Source organism: Rhodococcus sp. 05-2256-B1 (assembly GCF_002258465.1).
Lineage (GTDB): Bacteria > Actinomycetota > Actinomycetes > Mycobacteriales > Mycobacteriaceae > Rhodococcoides > Rhodococcoides fascians.
On record NZ_NOZA01000033.1, the window covers coordinates 58,412 to 76,355 of the forward strand.

General features: G+C 63.0%; 15 protein-coding genes. 13 read left to right on the top strand and 2 right to left on the bottom strand.

The genetic code is table 11. The annotated features are described in order from the left end of the window. Positions 1–129 precede the first annotated feature (129 nt). The 8 genes from CH285_RS22415 (at position 130) to CH285_RS22450 (ending at position 11,484) form a co-directional block, all read left to right on the top strand. Positions 130–1,590, top strand: coding sequence for a uracil-xanthine permease family protein (locus CH285_RS22415; protein ID WP_052061230.1), 1,461 nt, complete (start codon positions 130–132; stop codon positions 1,588–1,590). An 80-nt stretch (positions 1,591–1,670) separates the two neighbouring features. Continuing rightward, positions 1,671–2,585: an FAD binding domain-containing protein gene (locus CH285_RS22420; RefSeq protein ID WP_094643670.1), complete on the top strand. Its 915-nt coding sequence runs from the start codon at positions 1,671–1,673 to the stop codon at positions 2,583–2,585. Next, the gene (locus tag CH285_RS22425; RefSeq protein WP_094643671.1) at positions 2,585–3,223 is read left to right on the top strand and encodes a (2Fe-2S)-binding protein; all 639 of its coding nucleotides are present in this window, start codon (positions 2,585–2,587) and stop codon (positions 3,221–3,223) included. The genes CH285_RS22420 and CH285_RS22425 overlap by 1 nt, the downstream gene beginning before the upstream one ends. Further along, a complete protein-coding gene (gene cutA / locus CH285_RS22430) occupies positions 3,220–5,700 on the top strand; it encodes an aerobic carbon-monoxide dehydrogenase large subunit (RefSeq protein WP_094643672.1) in 2,481 nt (826 codons plus the stop codon). The genes CH285_RS22425 and cutA overlap by 4 nt, the downstream gene beginning before the upstream one ends. After that, a complete protein-coding gene (locus CH285_RS22435; RefSeq protein ID WP_063216770.1) occupies positions 5,697–6,359 on the top strand; it encodes an SRPBCC family protein in 663 nt (220 codons plus the stop codon). The genes cutA and CH285_RS22435 overlap by 4 nt, the downstream gene beginning before the upstream one ends. A 248-nt stretch (positions 6,360–6,607) precedes the next feature. After that, on the top strand, positions 6,608–8,707 hold the full coding sequence (locus tag CH285_RS22440) for a hydantoinase/oxoprolinase family protein (protein WP_027497755.1): 2,100 nt from the start codon (positions 6,608–6,610) through the stop codon (positions 8,705–8,707). Beyond that, on the top strand, positions 8,707–10,638 hold the full coding sequence (locus CH285_RS22445; RefSeq protein ID WP_032368968.1) for a hydantoinase B/oxoprolinase family protein: 1,932 nt from the start codon (positions 8,707–8,709) through the stop codon (positions 10,636–10,638). Before CH285_RS22440 ends, CH285_RS22445 begins: the two co-directional genes overlap by 1 nt. Positions 10,639–10,647: 9 nt before the next feature. Beyond that, positions 10,648–11,484 (top strand): SDR family oxidoreductase, encoded by an 837-nt coding sequence (locus CH285_RS22450; RefSeq protein ID WP_094643673.1) that lies wholly within the window; start codon positions 10,648–10,650, stop codon positions 11,482–11,484. Positions 11,485–11,527: 43 nt separating this feature from the next. Here CH285_RS22450 and CH285_RS22455 read toward each other — a convergent pair whose 3' ends face one another. Next, positions 11,528–12,124: a TetR family transcriptional regulator gene (locus CH285_RS22455; RefSeq protein WP_255032358.1), complete on the bottom strand. Its 597-nt coding sequence runs from the start codon at positions 12,122–12,124 to the stop codon at positions 11,528–11,530. A 417-nt stretch (positions 12,125–12,541) separates the two neighbouring features. Here CH285_RS22455 and CH285_RS22465 point away from each other — a divergent pair, with 417 nt between their 5' ends. Genes CH285_RS22465 through CH285_RS22485 form a run of 5 tightly spaced genes read left to right on the top strand, consistent with a single transcriptional unit; the run spans position 12,542 to position 17,412 of the window. Next, complete coding sequence (locus CH285_RS22465; protein ID WP_255032359.1) at positions 12,542–13,396, top strand: ABC transporter permease; 855 nt, start codon at positions 12,542–12,544, stop codon at positions 13,394–13,396. A gap of 21 nt (positions 13,397–13,417) precedes the next feature. Beyond that, a complete protein-coding gene (locus CH285_RS22470) occupies positions 13,418–14,437 on the top strand; it encodes an ABC transporter substrate-binding protein (protein ID WP_094643767.1) in 1,020 nt (339 codons plus the stop codon). A gap of 25 nt (positions 14,438–14,462) precedes the next feature. Beyond that, complete coding sequence (locus tag CH285_RS22475) at positions 14,463–15,242, top strand: ABC transporter ATP-binding protein (protein WP_094643677.1); 780 nt, start codon at positions 14,463–14,465, stop codon at positions 15,240–15,242. Positions 15,243–15,274: 32 nt separating this feature from the next. Further along, on the top strand, positions 15,275–16,939 hold the full coding sequence (locus CH285_RS22480) for a M24 family metallopeptidase (protein WP_094643678.1): 1,665 nt from the start codon (positions 15,275–15,277) through the stop codon (positions 16,937–16,939). Then, complete coding sequence (locus CH285_RS22485; RefSeq protein WP_094643679.1) at positions 16,936–17,412, top strand: RidA family protein; 477 nt, start codon at positions 16,936–16,938, stop codon at positions 17,410–17,412. Before CH285_RS22480 ends, CH285_RS22485 begins: the two co-directional genes overlap by 4 nt. Positions 17,413–17,415: 3 nt before the next feature. On the opposite strand, the gene CH285_RS22490 is transcribed toward CH285_RS22485, so the two are convergent. Further along, positions 17,416–17,886 (bottom strand): GreA/GreB family elongation factor, encoded by a 471-nt coding sequence (locus CH285_RS22490; RefSeq protein ID WP_094643680.1) that lies wholly within the window; start codon positions 17,884–17,886, stop codon positions 17,416–17,418. Positions 17,887–17,944 lie beyond the last annotated feature (58 nt).

A 17,944-nucleotide genomic window follows, 5' to 3' on the forward strand; every position in this document is an offset into this window, starting at 1 on the left:
CGGACCCGCCATCGAGCGCTTGGCAGATTGCGCTCGTAGCGATTTGGAAATGCGTCAGTAACGTTGCAGGACAATGCTTTACCCATCCCGCGAACCACCCCGGTTCGATACGTTGGAGAAAGGCTCGACATGCCTATCTGGAAGATTCACGGAGACGGAAAGAATGTTCGACCGGGTGACGTCGTCGCGCCGAACGAACGGTTGAACTGGGGCCGCACCATCAGTCTCGGCGGCCAGCATGTGGTGTCGATGTTCGGGGCCACATTCGTCTTCCCCATCATCATGGGACTCAATCCTCAACTCGCCATTCTGATGTCGGGCTTCTGCACCATCTTCTTCCTACTCATGGTCAAGGGCCGCATCCCCAGCTACCTCGGCACGTCCGCGGTGTTCGTCGGCGGTGTCGCGGCCATCCGAGCGCAGGGTGGAACGTCGGCCGAGGTCACCGGTGCCATCCTCGTATCGGGCCTCGTCCTGGCTCTCGCCGGGCTCGCCATCCACTTCATGGGCGGCGGCGTCGTGGTGCGGGTGCTGCCCCCTGTCGTCACCGGTGCGGTGGTCATGTTGATCGGCTTCAATCTCGCGCCTGTCGTCGCCAGCACCTACTGGCCACAGGACCAATGGGTCGCTCTCGCAGTGATGTTCGTGCTCATCGTCATGAGCGTAGCGTTACGCGGGTTCCTCGGACGGATCGCGATTCTGCTGTCGCTGGTGTTCGGGTACGCGCTGTCCTGGATCCTCGACCTCGTATCCGGGCCCATCACGTCCTACGACGCCACGGCCGGCGAGGTCACCGAGCACTTCCGCGTCAATTGGTCGGGTGTCGAGGCGTCGCAGTGGTTCGGGCTCCCGCCGTTCAGCGACGAGGCCAACGGCATCGTCGGCATTCACGCACCGTCGTTCAGCCTCGCCTTCATCGTTCTCGTCCTCCCCGGTGTCATCGCTCTGATCGCCGAAAATGCAGGGCACGTCAAGGCTGTCGCGGAAATGACCGGTGACGATCTCGACCCGATGATGGGCCGGGCACTCGCTGCCGACGGTATCGCGACGGTCATGGCCAGCTCGGTCGGTGGTTCACCGACGACGACCTACGCCGAGAACATCGGCGTCATGGCGGCGACTAAGGTCTATTCGACGGCGGCATACACGGCGGCCGGAATCATCGCGATGATCCTCGGATTCTCGCCGAAGTTCGGCGCGCTGATCTCGGCCACTCCCGGCGGCGTCCTCGGCGGTATCACCGTCGTCCTCTACGGCATGATCGGTCTGCTGGGTGCCAAGATCTGGCGCGAGAACGGTGTCGACTTCGGCAACCCGCTCAACATGATGCCGGTTGCCGCCGGTCTGATCATCGCGATCGGCGACACCTCGCTCGTATTCAGCGATTCGTTCTCGTTGAGCGGTATCTCCCTCGGCACGATCGTCGTCATAGGGCTCTACCACCTGTGCGCTCGCATTGCACCTGCCCACATGAAGACACCGGTCGACGCGTTGCCTCGACATCGATCCTCCTCTACCACAGCACGTTCCGACGGTAGCGACGGAGACGGGGTTGCCGGCGAGGTCGACACCCTGAAGCCGTTGCGGTAACGAGCGATTGCAACACTGGGGCGTGACGTTTGTCACCTCTTGACGAAACACTTCCAGGCACAGGCAGGCAGGATCGGGATATGAAACCTTCTCCATTGAAATACCATCGGCCGCGGTCGATCGAGGAGGCGTGCCGCATCCTGGCCGAGGTCGACGGCAAGGTGCTGGCCGGCGGTCAGTCCCTCATTCCGATGCTGTCGATGCGCCTGGCCGCCCCCGGGAACCTGATCGACATCACCGGTATCGACGGTCTCGACGACATCACCGGGTCGACCGACTCGGGCGTCACGTTCGCGGCTCTGGCCACGCACGCGTCGCTCGCGTCGAACCGGGCTGCCGCCCGGACGCAGCCGTTGCTCGGACGGGCACTGCAGCTGGTGGCCCACGCGACCATCCGGAACCGTGGGACCACCGTTGGATCCATCGTCCATGCCGACCCGTCGGCCGAGATGCCCGCGGTCATCCGGTTGCTCGACGGTTCGGTCACGGTGCAGTCCGTCCGCGGCCGCCGAGAGATCGCGGCGGAAGATCTGTTCCTCGGGCCGCTGGAGTCCTCGCTCGAAACCGATGAGATCGCGATCGCCGCAACGGTTCCCGCCGCCAAGTCCGGCGAGGGCACGGCCATCGACGAGGTTGCCCGCCGACACGGTGACTACGCGCTCGTCGGAGTCGCGGCCCGCGTCACCGTTGCCGACAACGCAGTACGCACCGCGCACGTCACGTACGTGTCCGCCGGAGAATTCGGCGAGGTCGTCGACTACACCGACGTCATCGGTGGGGCCGCGGTATCCGACGCGCGTGATCCGAAGTGGAACGCGTTGTCCGAGGACGCACGTCGACGCGTCGAGACCGAGTCCGATATTCATGCCACCGCGGCGTACCGATCCCAACTCGTCGCCGCACTGACCGCACGGGTGGTGATGGCCGCCGCAGTCGACGGCGCGTCGTCGAAGTCCGCTCACCCGCAGCACGCCGATTCCGGAGTGAACCACTGATGAAGACAACAGATATCGAACAGCAGTTGGACGATCTGCTGGCGGAGACCGGTGAACAACACGTACAGGTGACGTTCACGCTCAACGCAACCAAGCAGACGATCGTCGTTCCGGCCCGCACTCTCGCGTCGGACGCCATCCGCCACGACCTACGCCAGACCGGCACCCACGTGGGATGCGAGCACGGCGTGTGCGGCGCGTGCACGGTGCTCCTGGACGGCAAGCCGGTCCGCGCCTGCCTGATGCTCGCCGCCAGCCTCGAGGGGCAGACCGTCACCACGGTCGAAGGCCTCGTCGAGCCGGACGGCACCCTGCATCCCGTGCAGCAGGCCTTCAAGGACTGCCACGGTCTGCAGTGTGGTTTCTGCACACCGGGATTCGTCACGACCATCGCCGCGTTCCTCGACGAGAACGATTCGCCGACGCAGGAGGAGGCCACCGAGGCCATCGCCGGCAACATCTGTCGGTGTACGGGCTATCAGAACATCAAGGCCTCGGTGCTCCGCGCCGCCGAGATCAAACGTGAGCGGGCGGGCGAGTTCCCGCTCGGTCCCGACGACGAGTCGAGTCGTGCCGCACTCGACCGCAAGGTACGCGGATCCACCAGTCCCGTCGGCGGACGGATGGGCCGAGCATGAGCACCACGCGCACCGCACCGCCGCACACTCCCACCAACACCGCTCCCCTGTTCGGCCAGCCGCTGTCGCGGTCGGAGGACGAGCGCCTGCTCAGCGGCAAGGGCAAGTATCTCGACGACCTCGGTCACGGGGCGCTGATCGCTGCCTTCGTGCGCTCCCCGCACGCACATGCACGCATCACCGCCATCGATATCGACGACGCGCTGGCCATGCCGGGCGTGCACGCGGTGTACACCTACGACGATCTCGAAGCGGACTCGGCCGAGATGGCCGAAGGGCTGCCGCTGCTGATCCCCCATCCGGCAATCGTGGCTCCACGCAACGGCTTCCCGCTCGCCAAGGACGAGGTCAATCACGTCGGTGAGGCCATCGTCATGGTCATCGCAACGAACCGCTACGTGGCCGAGGATGCCTGTGCGGTCATCGACGTCCGCTACGACATCCTCGACCCCGTCGTGGGCATCGACACCGCGCGCGTCGCGGCTCGCCGAGTACACGACGACGTTCCGGACAACGTGGCCGCGCACCTGCAGCACGGTTTCGGAGACATCGACGCCGAACTCGCCGCTGCACCACACCGCATCACCCTCGACCTGAACATCGAGCGTTCGGCGGCGATGCCGATGGAGGGTAAAGGCGTCTACGCGCGCTGGGACAGTGACGAGGAGACGCTGACCTTCTGGTCGTCCACGCAGACCTCCACGTCGGTGCGCGCGGCCGTCGCGGCGCGACTCGGCATGGCGATGAACAAGATTCACTGCATCGCCCCGGATGTCGGTGGCGGCTTCGGCGTGAAGATCATGCACCCGTGGCCGGAGGAGGTGATGGTGACGTGGGCAGCCCGACAGCTCGGTCGCGCCGGCATCTCCAACGAGGTCAAGTGGGTCGAGGACCGCCGCGAGCATTTCATCTCGAGTGCGCACGAACGTGCACAGGTCCAAGAGGTCACCCTGGGTTTCGACGACGAGGGACGGCTGTTGGCGTTCGACTTCACCGTCTGGCACGACAACGGCGCATACCTGCCGTACGGCATCATCGTGCTGATCAACACCGCGACGCAGGTACTCGGGCCCTACAAGCCGGTCTCGTTCCGCTGCAACGGTTATTCGCTGTACACCAACACCGTCATCGTCATTCCGTATCGAGGAGCAGGACGCCCGCAGGGGGTGTTCGCGATGGAACGCTCGATGGACGCTATCGCCCAGTACCTCGGCAAGGACCGCCTCGAGGTCCGCGAGAAGAACCTGATCAGGCCCGAGGAGATGCCCTACGACTTCGGTTTGATGTTCCAGGACGGTCGACCGTTGATCTACGACACCGGCGATTACCAGGCCGGCATCGACAAGCTCAAGGCGCTGATCGACTGGGACGGCTTCCCCGAATACAAGAAGCAGGCAGCCGCGCAGGGCCGCACCGTCGGTATCGGTGTCGGTGCCTACGTCGAGGGCACCGGCCCGGGACCGTACGAGGGCGCGCACGTGCTCATCGAGAACTCGGGAAAGATCAAGGGCGCAACGGGGTTGACGACGCAGGGCCAGGGCCATCAGACGACGTTCGCGCAGATCGTCGCCGATGACCTGGGTGTCTCCATCGCCGACGTCGAGATCACCACCGGCGATACTCGTCGATTCGGTTATGCCGTCGGCACATTCGCCTCCCGTGGTGCGGTGATGTCCGGTTCGGCGTTCCACGTGGCCGCGCAGATGGTCGCCGAGAAAGCGAAGGTCATCGCCGGGCGTGCCCTCGATCTCGACCCCGTCGAGCTCGAATTGCGCGGGGGCTACGTCTGCAAGATCGGCACCGAACCCGGAGCAGAGGACACGTCCATCTCCCTCGGTGTCGTTGCCGTACTGTCCAATCCGCTGCGCTATGCCTTCGACAAGGAGTCGAGGCAGGCCACCGGGTTCGCGAAGATGGACACCGACATGACGATCCCGCCGGTGCCGGAGGGCGAACAGCCGGGCCTCGAAGCCACCGGGTACTACTCTCCCCCGCGCTCGACGTTCGCGTCGGGCATCCACGCGGCGATCGTCGAGACCGATCCGGTGACGGCCGAGATCCACGTCGAGCGCTACGCGGTGGTGCACGACTGCGGCAACGTCATCAACCCCCGGATCGTCGAGGGCCAGATTCACGGCGGCGTCGCCCAGGGAATCGGCGGCGCGTTGTACGAGAAGATTGCCTACGACGAGCACGGGCAACTCCTGAACGCCTCGTTCATGGACTTCCTGATGCCGTTCGTCACCGAAGTTCCCGAGACGATCGAGATGGACCACACCGTCACCCCGTCCGGGCTCAATCCGTTGGGCATGAAGGGTGCCGGCGAAGCCGGTGTCATCCCCACCAGCGCCGTCATCGCGGCTGCCGTCGAAGACGCCGAGGGCTTTTCGATCACCTCGATGCCCATTTCACCGTCCGACCTGTACGAGCTGCGGCTGACCCACGCGGTCGCTCAGACAACCGAGGAGATTTCATGAGAATCGCAGGAACCGCCACGCTGGCCGCACCTCCCGCCGAGGTGTACGACAGCATGCAGGACGGCCGGGTACTGGCCGCGACCATCCCCGGAGTGCAGTCGCTCGAGCAGTTGAGCGACGATCACTACAAGCTCTCGATCACCGCAGGCGTCGCAGCCATCAAGGGCACCTACGACGGTGAAGTTGTCCTCTCGCAACAGAATCGGCCCGAGTCGTTCGTCATGACCGCCTCCGGTGCCGGCGCACCGGGCACGGTGCGCGCCGACGTCACCATCAAGCTCGAGCCCACCGAAGGCGGCGGCACGATGCTCAGCTACGACGCCGACGCCGTGGTCGGCGGCATGGTCGGCGGGGTCGGTCAGCGCATGATCACCGGTGTCGCAAAGAAGATGGCCGGAGTGTTCTTCAACGGCCTCGACGGCGTCATCGCCAACGGGGTGCCGGAGGCCGCTGCTGCGCCCGCGGAGGTAACAGCCAGCGATTCCGGCACCACCCCCACTGCCTTGCCTGTCGCGGCCGGACGCGCTGTGAGTGCCGGCGCACCCGTCGCCGCGCAGTCCGTCCGCGGCACACTACTGGCCGCCGCAGCCGGCGCAGGCTTCGCACTGGCCGGAGTCGTGTTGGGCGGACTGCTCACTCGCTCGTCCTGTCACCGGTAGCTTCGCGCCGTCACGGCTCACGATAAGGCCGCTCATCCCCAGCGATCGGGGGTGAGCGGCCTTTGTCGTTGCAAGTACTGCCAATTCGACGCCGGTGCAGGGCGCGCGGAGCTCAAATGCTCGGCCGGAGTTTGGCACCTTGTGCCAAAGATACTGAGACGCAGAACGGGTCGAATGTGAGTACACGTCAGGTACCCGCCGATCCGATCAACGGACGCGTGGCCTACGAACCATATCGAGGAGGAAGCGTGGAACCACGAAAGATTCGGGTCGGTATCGACACCGGTGGCACATTCACCGACGTCGTGGCAGTGGACGAGGAGTCGGGAGCCATGGTGACCACCAAGACTCCGTCGACGCCGAGTGATCCGGCCGAGGGATTCCTGACCGGCATCGACAAGGTACTGCGCCAGCTCGGCGTATCCGGCGATTCGCTCAGCGCCGTCAGCCACGGCACCACCGTCGCCACCAACAAGTTGCTCGAAGGCAAGGTGGAGAACCTGGGGTTCATCACCACCGAGGGTTACGAGCACGTACTCGAGATCGCGCGCCAGTCGGTTCCCGACGGCTACGGCAACTCGTACTTCTGGGTCAAGCCCGATCGCATCGTGCCCGCGCACCGCGTCCGCACCATTCGTGGCCGGCTCTCGTTCGACGGCAACGAGATTCGCCCCCTCAACGACGACGACGTGCGCGCCGCAGCCGCATTCTTCAAGGCCGAGGGCGTCAAAACGCTGGGTGTGTGCCTGGTGCACTCCTACGCCAACCCCGATCACGAACAGCGTGTCCGCGACATCCTGCTCGAGGAATACCCCGAGGCCACGGTCTCCATCTCCACCGAGGTGCTGCGCGAGTACCGCGAATTCGAGCGCGCCATCACCACATTGGTCGACGCGGCCGTCAAGCCGAACATTCGCAGCTACGTCAACAACATCGCCAACCGGCTGCGGGAGTTCGCCACCGAATCCGGCGACGCGCGCGACGTGCCGTTCTACGTCATGAAGTCGAATGGCGGCGTCCTGTCCGCCAAAGAGGTTGTGCATCAGCCCATCACCACCGTGCTCTCCGGCCCAGCTGCCGGCGCTCTGGGTGCGGCCCTGGTGGCCAGCGCTGCCGGCGTCGAGCAGGTGTTGACGTGCGACGGCGGCGGCACCTCCACCGATGTGACCGTCGTGGTCCGCGGCGAGCCGGCACTGACCACCGAGGGGCGCGTCGGCAACTACCCGTCGAAGATCCCGATGATCGACGTCGTCACCGTGGGTGCAGGCGGCGGGTCGATCGCCTGGATGACGCCCGAGGGCACGCTGCGCGTCGGGCCGCATTCTGCCGGAGCCGATCCCGGCCCCATGTGTTACGGCAACGGTGGGTCCGCTCCCACCATCACCGATGCCCACGTTCTGCTCGGCCGCATTCCTCCTCACCTGCTCGGCGGCGAGATCCCGCTCGATACCGACCTGGCGCGCAAGGGCATCGAAGACCTCGCGCATCAGCTCTCGCTCGAAGTCGAGGCCTGTGGCACCGGCATCCTCGAGGTGTCGGCCTGGAACCAGGCCAATGCGCTGCGGCAGATCTCGGTCAAGCGTGGTCTCGACGTTCGCGACTTCACGCTCGTCACGTTCGGCGGCTCCGGCTCGCTGCTGGCCTGCCGCCTGGTGGACATCCTGGGTCTGAAAGATGTTCTGGTACCCCTCAACCCGGGCAACGTGTCGGCGTTCGGTTTGCTGACCGTCGACGTGCGCAACGACTACGTGCAGACGCATGTCAGCCGGCACGACCGTCTGCGCGTCGAGGATCTGGAATCGGAGCTGGCCGTGCTGGCCTCTCGGGCCGACGAGGCGCTCGCCGGTGAGGGCTTTGCGGCCGAGGATCGTCGCTACGCACGCTCGGCCGATCTGCGCTACTTCGGTCAGGCCTTCGAGGTTCGGGTGCCGATCGCCGACGGCGAGATTACTCAGGCCACCATCGATCAGGCCGCCGAAGCGTTTCACGAAGCACACCGCGAGCTGTACGGCTACGACTTCCGCGGAGATCAGAGCCAGTTCGTCGAGTGGGTGAACCTGCGCGTCAGCGGCATCGGACCCATCAAGCGCCCGGTGCTGTCCGAGATCGCCGAGGGCAGCGGAGCCGAGAGTGCCCGCACCGGAACGCGTCAGGCCTACTTCGACGGCTGGCACGAAACCGCGATCTACAGCCGCGCCGATCTCGGTGCCGGTGACACGATCACCGGCCCGGCCGTCATCGAAGAATTCAGCTCCACCGTGCCGATCGATCCGGGCTTCTCCGCTCGCATCGACACGTTCGGCAACGTCCGCATCACCCGCACTCTCGACTCGAACGGAGCGAACTGATGACCGTCATCGACATGGTGAACAACAAGCCCTACCGGCTCTCTCCGGTCGACGCGCCTGCGCCTGATCCCGTTCTCGTCGAGATCGTGGCCGGCTACCTCGCAAGCGTCGAGATGGAGGTGGAGACGGCCATTTCGCGAACGTCGCGGTCCCCGATGATTCGTGACGCCCACGACTTCCGCGCCGGAATCCACGACCGGAACCTTCGCAAGCTGACGGGCCGCTCCTACTCCGCGCTGGTGCATCCGGTCGCTCGCGACTTCCCGCTCGAGACGATGAAGCCGGGTGACGTCTACTTCCACAACGACGTCTATCTCTCCGAGGGTGGCATCGGGCACCTGCCCGATCTCTGCGTCACGGTGCCGGTGTTCGCGACCAAGCCCGGCGACACCGAGCCGTCGGTCGTTGCCTTCGTGCAGGCGTTCGGCCATCACGACGACATCGGCGGCTGCTGCCCCGGCTCCATGCCGTCCGGTGCCACCACCGTGTACGAAGAGGGCCTGATGGTTCCGCCGATCAAGCTGTGGGATCAGGGCGTACCCAACCAGGCTGCGTTGACGATCATGACGCGCAATTCCCGCATGCCCGACGCGTTGGCCGCCGATCTCGACGCCGAATGTTCCGCGTGCCTGATGGGTGCTCGGCGGATGACGGAGCTGTACGAGCGCTACGGCGTCGATACCGTCGAGGCGTGCTTCGACTCGATGATGGATGCCACCACCGAGATCTACCGCCGCGAGATCCTGAGCAAAATCCCCAAGGGCGAGTACACCTGGGAGGACTACGCCGAGCACGATGGCGTCGACGAGCCCATGTTGCACGTTCAGCGCATCACGTTGACCAAGACCGGCCCTGAGGACGAGCGCGGCGAGCGACTCATCCTCGACTTCACCGGCACCGGGCCACAGGCCAAGGGCCCGATCAACCACTGCGGTGATTATGCCGACGGCAACTTCCTGGCCAAATGGCTTGCGCCGGTGCTCCGCAACCTCGCGGACTCCCCCGAGCGCATGGCCGAGCTCGACGTCAACGAGGGCGTCATCCCGCTGATCGAGATGAAGTTCCCGGAGAAGGGCACGCTCATCACCCCGATCTTCCCGGCCCCGACCAACGCTCGTACGTTCGTCATCCTGCGCCTGCTCGGTGTGCTCGCCGGTGTCGTGGCAAAGGCCGTGGACGGGAACATGCCTGCCGATCAGGAAACCATTCGCTACACGGGCGTGTACGGCGACGACTTCGACGGCAACTCGTACCTCATGCGTGAGGTGCTCGGCGGCGGCTCCGGTGGTCGGCACTACGCGGACGGTGAGGACACCATTCACGTCGTGCCCGATTCGCGGAACCTGCCCACCGAATTCACCGAGAGCCGCTTCCCGTTCATCGTGGAAAAGCTGGGCCTGGCCAAGGATTCGGGCGGTGCCGGCCGCTACCGCGGCGGCCTCGGCTACGAGAAGCACATCCGGATGCTCAAGGATGCGCACTTCATGTCCATCGCCGACCGTTCGATCCTCGCGTGCTGGGGAGTCAAGGGCGGTAAGGCCGGCGGATCGTTCTCGGTGACGCTGAATCCGGGTCAGGCCAACGAGCGTGAGTTCGACGCGTTGACCGATGCCGAGCCGATCCTGGCGGGCGACACCATCCGAATCCGCACGACGGGCGGCGGCGGTTGGGGCGATCCCCTGGAACGTCCTATCGAATCGGTGGAGCAGGACGTGCTGTGGGGCAAAGTCTCTCGCGAGTTCGCAGCCAAGGATTACGGCGTCGTGATCGCCGAGGGCACGGCGACCGCGGACGTCGAGGCATCGGAGAAGCTGCGTGCAGAGATGCGCAATGCGCGCGGCCTCGATGAGCCGTTCTTCGATCGCGGACCGGGATACGAGCAGCTTTCCGGTGGTGCGAAGTTCGCCGAGTACGACTTCATCGATCGCTGAGATCACCTGATGACTCTCGACGTTTCCCGTGGCACTGACATCGCGATCGTCGGTGCCACGGGTAAGACCGGACGAGCCGTCGCAGCTGCACTCGACGGTGTGGCGGTGGTACGGAGGCTGAGTCGTTCTGCGCCGGACTTTCCGGTGGACCTGGAGACCGGTAATGGACTGGTCGAGGCTTTCACCGGGTGCCGCGGGGTGTATTTCATTGCGCCCAATGTGCATCCGAACGAGCCGGCTCTCCTCGTACGGGCGCTGGACGCGGCGGCTTCTGCAGGGGTCGACCACGTCGTGTATCACTCCGTGGCCTGGCCGTACAGCCCGCGGATGCCGCACCACATGGACAAGGCACGCTGCGAGGAAGCGCTACGTGCTTTCAGTTCGGAGCGGGGCTTGCACTGGACCATCCTGCAGCCCTGCGCCTATGCACAGAACTTCGAGGCGGTTCTGGACGGGACTGCTGCCGATCTTGCTGTGCCCTACAGCCTGGACACCACGTTCTCGTTCATCAGCCTCGACGATGTGGCCGAGGTGGCAGCTCGGGTCCTCATCGAGGGACCTGAGCTGCACCACGGGGCGACGTACGAGCTCGGTGGGCCGGAAGCGCTCAGTGTCCGAGACGTGGTTCGTCTGGTCGAGGTGGCCACCGGTCGTGTGGTCGCCTCGAAGTCCTCGAGTGTCGACGAATGGATGAGGCTGCACAGCGACTCGATGTCCGCCGATGAGCAACATCGACTCGGGGCAATGTTCGAGTTCTACGACGACCGAGACTTTCTGGCCGGGAGTGCCGTCACCGCAGCCCTGTTGGGCCGGGAGCCGACGCCGGTGCGTGCGTTGATCGGATAACGGTCGGGCGTGAAGAGATCCGCCCAGGAGGGTACCCCTGCCTTCAACTACGCACCGTGTACCCGATGACGAGGTCGGTCAACATCTTTCGCAGTCGTTCCTTGTTCTTAGGTGCGACGGGATCGAATTGAAACAACCACTCGAATGTGTACTGGTTCGATATGCGAAAAAAACTGAAGCTCGTGATCGTGAAGTGAAGGTCGACAGCGTCGATACCTTCCTTGAACACTTTAAGATCACGGCCGCGCTGCAGAATCCCGGCTAAAAGCTCCAGCGCGGGGCCTGCCAGCTCGCTTCGCTCCCCTGATTGCCCTAAATACGCGGCCTTGTGCGTGTTCTCGCTAGCCATCAAGCGAACAAAATCCGGGTTCTTCTCGTGGTAGTCGAAGGTCAACTCGACTACCCGCCGCAGTGCATCCACCGGCTCGAGCTCATCGACGTGGACCCGCTGTTCCTCGGCGCGAATGTTGACAATCGCTCCTTCGAGCACCGATCGGTACAACCCTTGCTTGTCTCCGAAGTAGTAATAGATCATCTTCTTCGTCGTCTTCGTACGCAGAGCGATGTCATCCATCCTGGCACCGGTGAATCCCTTGGCTGCAAATTCAGCCGTTGCCACGGTGAGAATGTTGCCGCGCACATCACCGCCGCGGGCTCCTCGGCGGCTTCCGATTTCGGACGCTGTCGACATCTGGCCAATCCCCTCATGCTCGAAAACACTTGTTATACCGCACAGTGAATCACAGCTGGACCCACATCGATGCAGTTTGGATTCCAACGGTCACCTCGCCCTCCCGCCGCGCGTCCCACTTGGCATCGAGCAATTCAGTTTCGGCATAGGTCCAGCTGAGAGAGGCGCAAACGTTGGCGTTCGATGTGTCTATCGACTTTGGACACGTTTGACCCCTGGACGTGTCCTCGATCACGTTGTACGGTTCGGCAAGTTCACCAAACAGTGAAATGGTGTTCGACCCAACGCGTCGAGACTTGACCGCTCGGTCGTTGCCTACCGAGCCCGACCGACAACAGACTTCGATACCCCACAGGATGGATGGCCATGACAGCATCTGAGATGCAGACCAGTCCCGTCGCCACCGAGCCGCCGGAAAAGCCACCGATGCCCGACGGCACCGTCAGACGAAAGAAATGGCCACGTCGCGACTCGCTTCTGACCGGCACCAAGGCCATCGTGGGCATTCTCGGCCTACTGGGCCTATGGGAGTTGGCCGTGGTGATCACTCGGCCACCCGAGTACATTCTCGTGGGCCCACTTGCGGCCTTCGCCGAACTGTTCGACCGCTTCGACTACTTCACCACCAACGCCTGGGTCACGGTTGGAGAAGCATTGGCCGGCTTCGTCGGCGGAACCCTCCTGGGCGTCATCTGTGGCGCGCTTCTCCACTACTCGCCGACCATCCGAACGTTTCTGTATCCAGCGCTGGTCACGATCGATACGATCCCCAAAGTTGCTCTCGCCCCGCTGTTCATCGTGTGGTTCGGTTTCGGTTTCGAGTCGAAGGCGTTCGTTGCCATGGCAATTGCCTTCTTCCCACTAGTAATCAATACCTTCGACGGCCTCAGCACGGTTCCACACGAGTTGAAGGAGTTGGCCCGTATCAACAGGGCGTCGACGTGGAAGCGACTGACCAAGATCGAATTCATCTACGCCCTGCCATCTATCTTCTCCGGGGCCAAGATTTCCATCTCGCTGGCGGTAGGCGGTGCCGTCGTCGGAGAGTTCATTGCCGGGTCGAAGGGACTCGGCTACGTCATCATGCTTGCCAACAGTCAGGTCGATCTGGCCGCGATGTTCGCTGCGTTCTTCGTGCTGGCCGCTATTGCCCTGGTGCTGTTCTTCATCGTCGATTTCACAGGCAAGAAGCTCATGCCATGGAAGTCCCACGCGAAATGATCTATCGACTTGGAGATGACCATGCGTAAGACACATGCAGCACGAGTTCTGATTGCGACAGTCTTTCTTCTTCCCCTCGCCGCCTGCGGCGGAACGAACTCCGAGAATTCGATGTCGCTTATGGTTGATGTGGGCTACCTACCCAAACACGCACCTTTTTTCGCCGCTGTCGACCGTGGCTTCTTCGCCGAGGAAGGCCTCAATGTCACCGTCATGCCCGGCTCCGGTTCAGGCAACACCGTCGCCGCCGTGGACACCGGCAAGGTGGACGCAGGGTGGGCCGACTTCGGTGTCACAGTACTGAACCAGGGGCGCGGCGCTCAGGTCACGCAAGTAGACCTGCTTCAGGCTCGCTCTGCCTACGCGGTAGTAGCCATGTCGGACGGCGATATTCACGACTGGAGTGACCTGCCGGGCAAGACCATCGCCACCGAGGGTGCCGGGGCCATGACCGCAATGTGGCCCTACGCGCTGAGCAAGTTGGGCCTTGCCGATCAGGACGTGGACGTCATTCACGCCGCCAGCAGCGCCAAGATTCCCGGATTGCTCTCGGGCCAGTGGGATGCCAACTTGGCGCTGTCTGTATCCGACGGACCGGCGATCGACGCTCTCGGCAAAACACCGGTGGTACTGAAGTGGTCGGATCTTGGGATCGATCTGTACGGAAACGGCATCATCTTCTCGAACGAGCAGCTGAAGACCAACCCCGACAAGGTCGTGAAATTCAACCGAGCAATGCAGCGGGCGTATCTATGGTCGTGCGACAACCCCGAAGATGCCGCGGAGTCGTTCCACAAAGAAGTCCAAGGATACGAAACCAGCACCGTGGTGCTCGCGCTCGACGAGCAGTGCGCGCTCAACAATCGCGTCGGGGAGGAGTCCGAACCGTTCGGACTCATGACCGACGAGGGCGTCCAACAAATGATCGACGTATCGCGTGATTTCCTCGGGCTCGACCCGAACTCGACTCTCACACCCGATCAGGTTTACAGCAACGACTACATCGACCCGATCTCCGCCGAGATTATCTCCGCGCCATGATCGTCTACTCGCCTGGGAGCGAATCATGAACAGCCGCAATGCAGTAGAAGTCAACAACGTCGGAGTCTCCTTCAAATCTCGCGACGGTGAAACGAACGACGTCCTAAGGGGGGTCGATTTCGACGTCGAGAGCGGTCAGTTCGTATCCATCGTCGGACAGTCCGGCAGTGGGAAGACGACGCTACTCAAGACCATTTCGGGTTTGCAGGCAACCACCGAGGGCGATGTCCTGATCAAAGGTGCGCCGATTGCCGCGGGCATCGAGGAGATCGGCATGGTGTTCCAAAGTCCTGTGCTTTTGCCGTGGCGCAACAATCTCGATAACGTCCTGCTACCGCTCGAGTTTCGTGGCACCCGTGACAACAAATCGAAGGCTCGCGCACTCGAGCTGTTGGATATGGTCGGTTTGAAGGACAAGGCCAAACGGTACTCATACGAACTTTCGGGCGGCATGCAACAGCGCGTCGCGATCTGTAGGGCCTTGGTCTCCGATCCGGAATTGCTACTCATGGACGAGCCGTTCGGAGCGCTCGATGCGATGACTCGCGACACCATGAACTTCGAGATTCAACGCATCTGGCAGAAGGCTCAGTGCAGTGTCGTGTTCGTTACACACAGTATTTCCGAGGCCGTCTGGCTGGGTGATCGAGTGGTCGTGGTGGGTGATCGTCCGGGACGGATCATCGCCGACATCACCATCGATATCCCTCGACCACGCGGCAAGGAACACCGCTACTCCCCCACCTTCGCCGACTACGTCAGCGAAGTCGAATCGCACATCGGGGTCACCGCTGGAATTAGCTGACCCTGCACATCCGCTCTACGACTGGAGTTCTCATGCTGCGGCTATCCGCAAATCTCGACACACTGGCCAGTGATTTCGATCTGTATCCGCACCGAAGCCTGCTGTTCACCGCTATACGTCTGGACTCGCACCCCCTCGTGCGGCCCTTGATCGCAACTGGCGAGCGCACCGAACCGACCCTGCTGGTACGCCAACAAGAACAGGGCAACGTTCTGTCCGCCGGGGTGGACCCCGAGCGTATACGGTTCTATGCCCCGTGGGTCACGATCGACCCACGCCCCATCGCCGGGGTCGACGTGGCCGAAACCTTGACATCCCTGATCGACGAACTGAGCGAGGGTGAGCCGGTACTGCTCGACGCAGACGTCGTCTACAGCCACCAACTGACGCTCGCAGACAAGCTCACGGTCGTAACCGAACCCACCGCACCGAATCGTGTTTCTGTGCAGGCAATTCCGGCGTCGACGGTCATGACACAATTCGCGCGGTGGCGCGTACGCGGTGCACAGAGCGCCGCTGAGCTGATTGCAGACGTACCCCATCTTCAAGGGTTGACGGACGAGTTCGTCACCTCCGATGCCCGCTTCACCGGTCTCGAAGCTGTTGCTGCCGAACGCGACATCGATGCGCTGGTATTACTCGCACCGCCGAACTTCTCCGAGGTCACCGGTAAACCCGGCAACGGCGACATTGCAGTGTGGATGCCAGGTGACGAGCAGGTCTACGTCATTAGACTCGCCGTTGCCGACGCAGGTTCCTATTGCGACACGGTCGGTGACTACTCATCGCTCGGCGAAGCTGTTTCGACGCTAGTTCCCGGCAAACGGATCGGTATCGAAGAGGAATTCATGTCCGTCGGTATCGCCGGTCAACTGATCGATGCGGGCCTCGACCTCGTTCCGACGTCGAACGATCTCGCACATTGGCGCGACATTCGCGATCACGAGGATCTACCCTTTCAGATAATTGCGGCCAGAACGAGCGTATACGCGATCGAGGAAGCGCTGAACTGGGCTAAGGGGGCGATCGACGCTGGTGTCGAGTTCACCGAACTGGACATCCACCGCCGCTATCTCGAATACATCGACAAGTTCAAGAAAGACAATGACATCGAGTTCGAGGTGAAACCGTACTTCACCAACCTGCATTCATCGAACCGCATGCTTTTCCCGGGTCCGCCCGTCGATTTCCCGATCGACTCCGACACCACATGCATTCAACTCGACGCAGGAGTGCAGGTGACCATCGACGGCGTTGTGGTCGCGACATCCGACATGGCTCGTTCGCTCCCCCGCACACCCGCGGCCAAGGAAGCATACGAATTCTTCTTCACCGTCGTCAGGCAAGGAATCATCGGCCAGTTGCGCCCCGGCGTCGTCTGCGAAGACGTACACGAGGAGGCACTTCGGTTCCTCGCTCCTCACCTGCCCCGGATGATCGAAATTGGGATGCTCGGAGAGGACACGGATTTCGATGCCATCTATCGAGGCCGTAACGTCGGGCATCTGATGGGCAAGCAAGAGTCGTTCGCCAACGAACTTCGTCCGGGATACAAGCACGCACTCGATGTTGGCTCGTACGGAGCCGCCGAAATACCCTGGCGCTACGGGGGCGTCGCAATCGGCACCGAGGATCTGTGGTTCATCGGACGGAACCGAACGTACATTCTCACCCAGCGCGACCTGGTTGCATCATGACCTATACCACTACCGAAAACGCGAAGTCGCGTTTGGCGACGCGCAACTTGACGCTCCCGGACCTCGGTGCTCCGGCGTACTCCTACGACGCGTGGACCCGGCACGACGACGTTCTCTACATGTCCGGACAGATCTCACGCACGCCGAACGGGGAAGTTCTCGATGGGCGAGCCGGTGTGGACGCCACCACGGCGGACGCTGCTGCTGCAGCAGAAGTCGCAGCGCTGAATCTGCTTGCCAGGATCGAACAGGCCGTCGGCCTCGACAATGTCGAGCAGATCCTGAAGCTGAACGTGTGGATCGCAAGCGGACCCGACTACACCGATCAACCAGTCGTCGCGGAAACCGCATCGCAGTTGCTGATCGACGTATTGGGCAGAGCTGGACGCCATGCGAGAACAACTTTGCCGACACACGTATTGCCCAAGAACGCGCTGGTCGAACTCGAAGCCGTTGTTGCAGTAAAGAAGTAGCGACTAGTTCCAGGCGATGTCGAGAACGGTCACTGTGCTTTCGGCACCGGAGGGGAGCGAGTACGTGCGTACGTCACGCACTCGACTCCCGTCCAAGGCAGCGCCCAAAGGTGAAGCGGTCGAGCAGGTTCGGCCGCTGCTCTCCAGCACGTGTTCGACCAGCACGAAGGTGTCCACGTCCTTCTCGTCACCATCGAACATGACGGTGACAGCAGATCCTGGGCCGGCGATATCGCGATCGATGGTTTTCGATGCGTCCGATTCTGCGATGCGGCCCTTCACTTCTGCGATCGTGCGATCGATGCGCTGCAGCTCGGCGCGAGCGCGGTGGTACGCGTCGTTGTTGTCGAGGTCTCCCGAAGCACGTTGCACCAGAACGTCGTTGAAAGCCATCACTCGGCTCTCCAGTAGCTCCGGCAGTTGTTGCTCACGGGGTGCGGGTGTGTCGAACGGCAGGTGATCGATAGTGGTCACGGTTTCTCCTGTGTGACTGGGGTTGTGAGAGTGCTCGAGCAGCACGTCATTGCGCGAT

What these genes read in the sequence shown, in the direction of transcription:
- CH285_RS22415 (WP_052061230.1), top strand. Translation starts at nt 130, where the DNA reads ATGCCTATCTGGAAGATTCACGGAGACGGAAAGAATGTTCGACCGGGT.
- CH285_RS22475 (WP_094643677.1), top strand. Translation starts at nt 14,463, where the DNA reads ATGAACAGCCGCAATGCAGTAGAAGTCAACAACGTCGGAGTCTCCTTC.
- CH285_RS22485 (WP_094643679.1), top strand. Translation starts at nt 16,936, where the DNA reads ATGACCTATACCACTACCGAAAACGCGAAGTCGCGTTTGGCGACGCGC.
- cutA (WP_094643672.1), top strand. Translation starts at nt 3,220, where the DNA reads ATGAGCACCACGCGCACCGCACCGCCGCACACTCCCACCAACACCGCT.
- CH285_RS22435 (WP_063216770.1), top strand. Translation starts at nt 5,697, where the DNA reads ATGAGAATCGCAGGAACCGCCACGCTGGCCGCACCTCCCGCCGAGGTG.
- CH285_RS22480 (WP_094643678.1), top strand. Translation starts at nt 15,275, where the DNA reads ATGCTGCGGCTATCCGCAAATCTCGACACACTGGCCAGTGATTTCGAT.
- CH285_RS22425 (WP_094643671.1), top strand. Translation starts at nt 2,585, where the DNA reads ATGAAGACAACAGATATCGAACAGCAGTTGGACGATCTGCTGGCGGAG.
- CH285_RS22420 (WP_094643670.1), top strand. Translation starts at nt 1,671, where the DNA reads ATGAAACCTTCTCCATTGAAATACCATCGGCCGCGGTCGATCGAGGAG.
- CH285_RS22450 (WP_094643673.1), top strand. Translation starts at nt 10,648, where the DNA reads ATGACTCTCGACGTTTCCCGTGGCACTGACATCGCGATCGTCGGTGCC.
- CH285_RS22465 (WP_255032359.1), top strand. Translation starts at nt 12,542, where the DNA reads ATGACAGCATCTGAGATGCAGACCAGTCCCGTCGCCACCGAGCCGCCG.
- CH285_RS22445 (WP_032368968.1), top strand. Translation starts at nt 8,707, where the DNA reads ATGACCGTCATCGACATGGTGAACAACAAGCCCTACCGGCTCTCTCCG.
- CH285_RS22470 (WP_094643767.1), top strand. Translation starts at nt 13,418, where the DNA reads ATGCGTAAGACACATGCAGCACGAGTTCTGATTGCGACAGTCTTTCTT.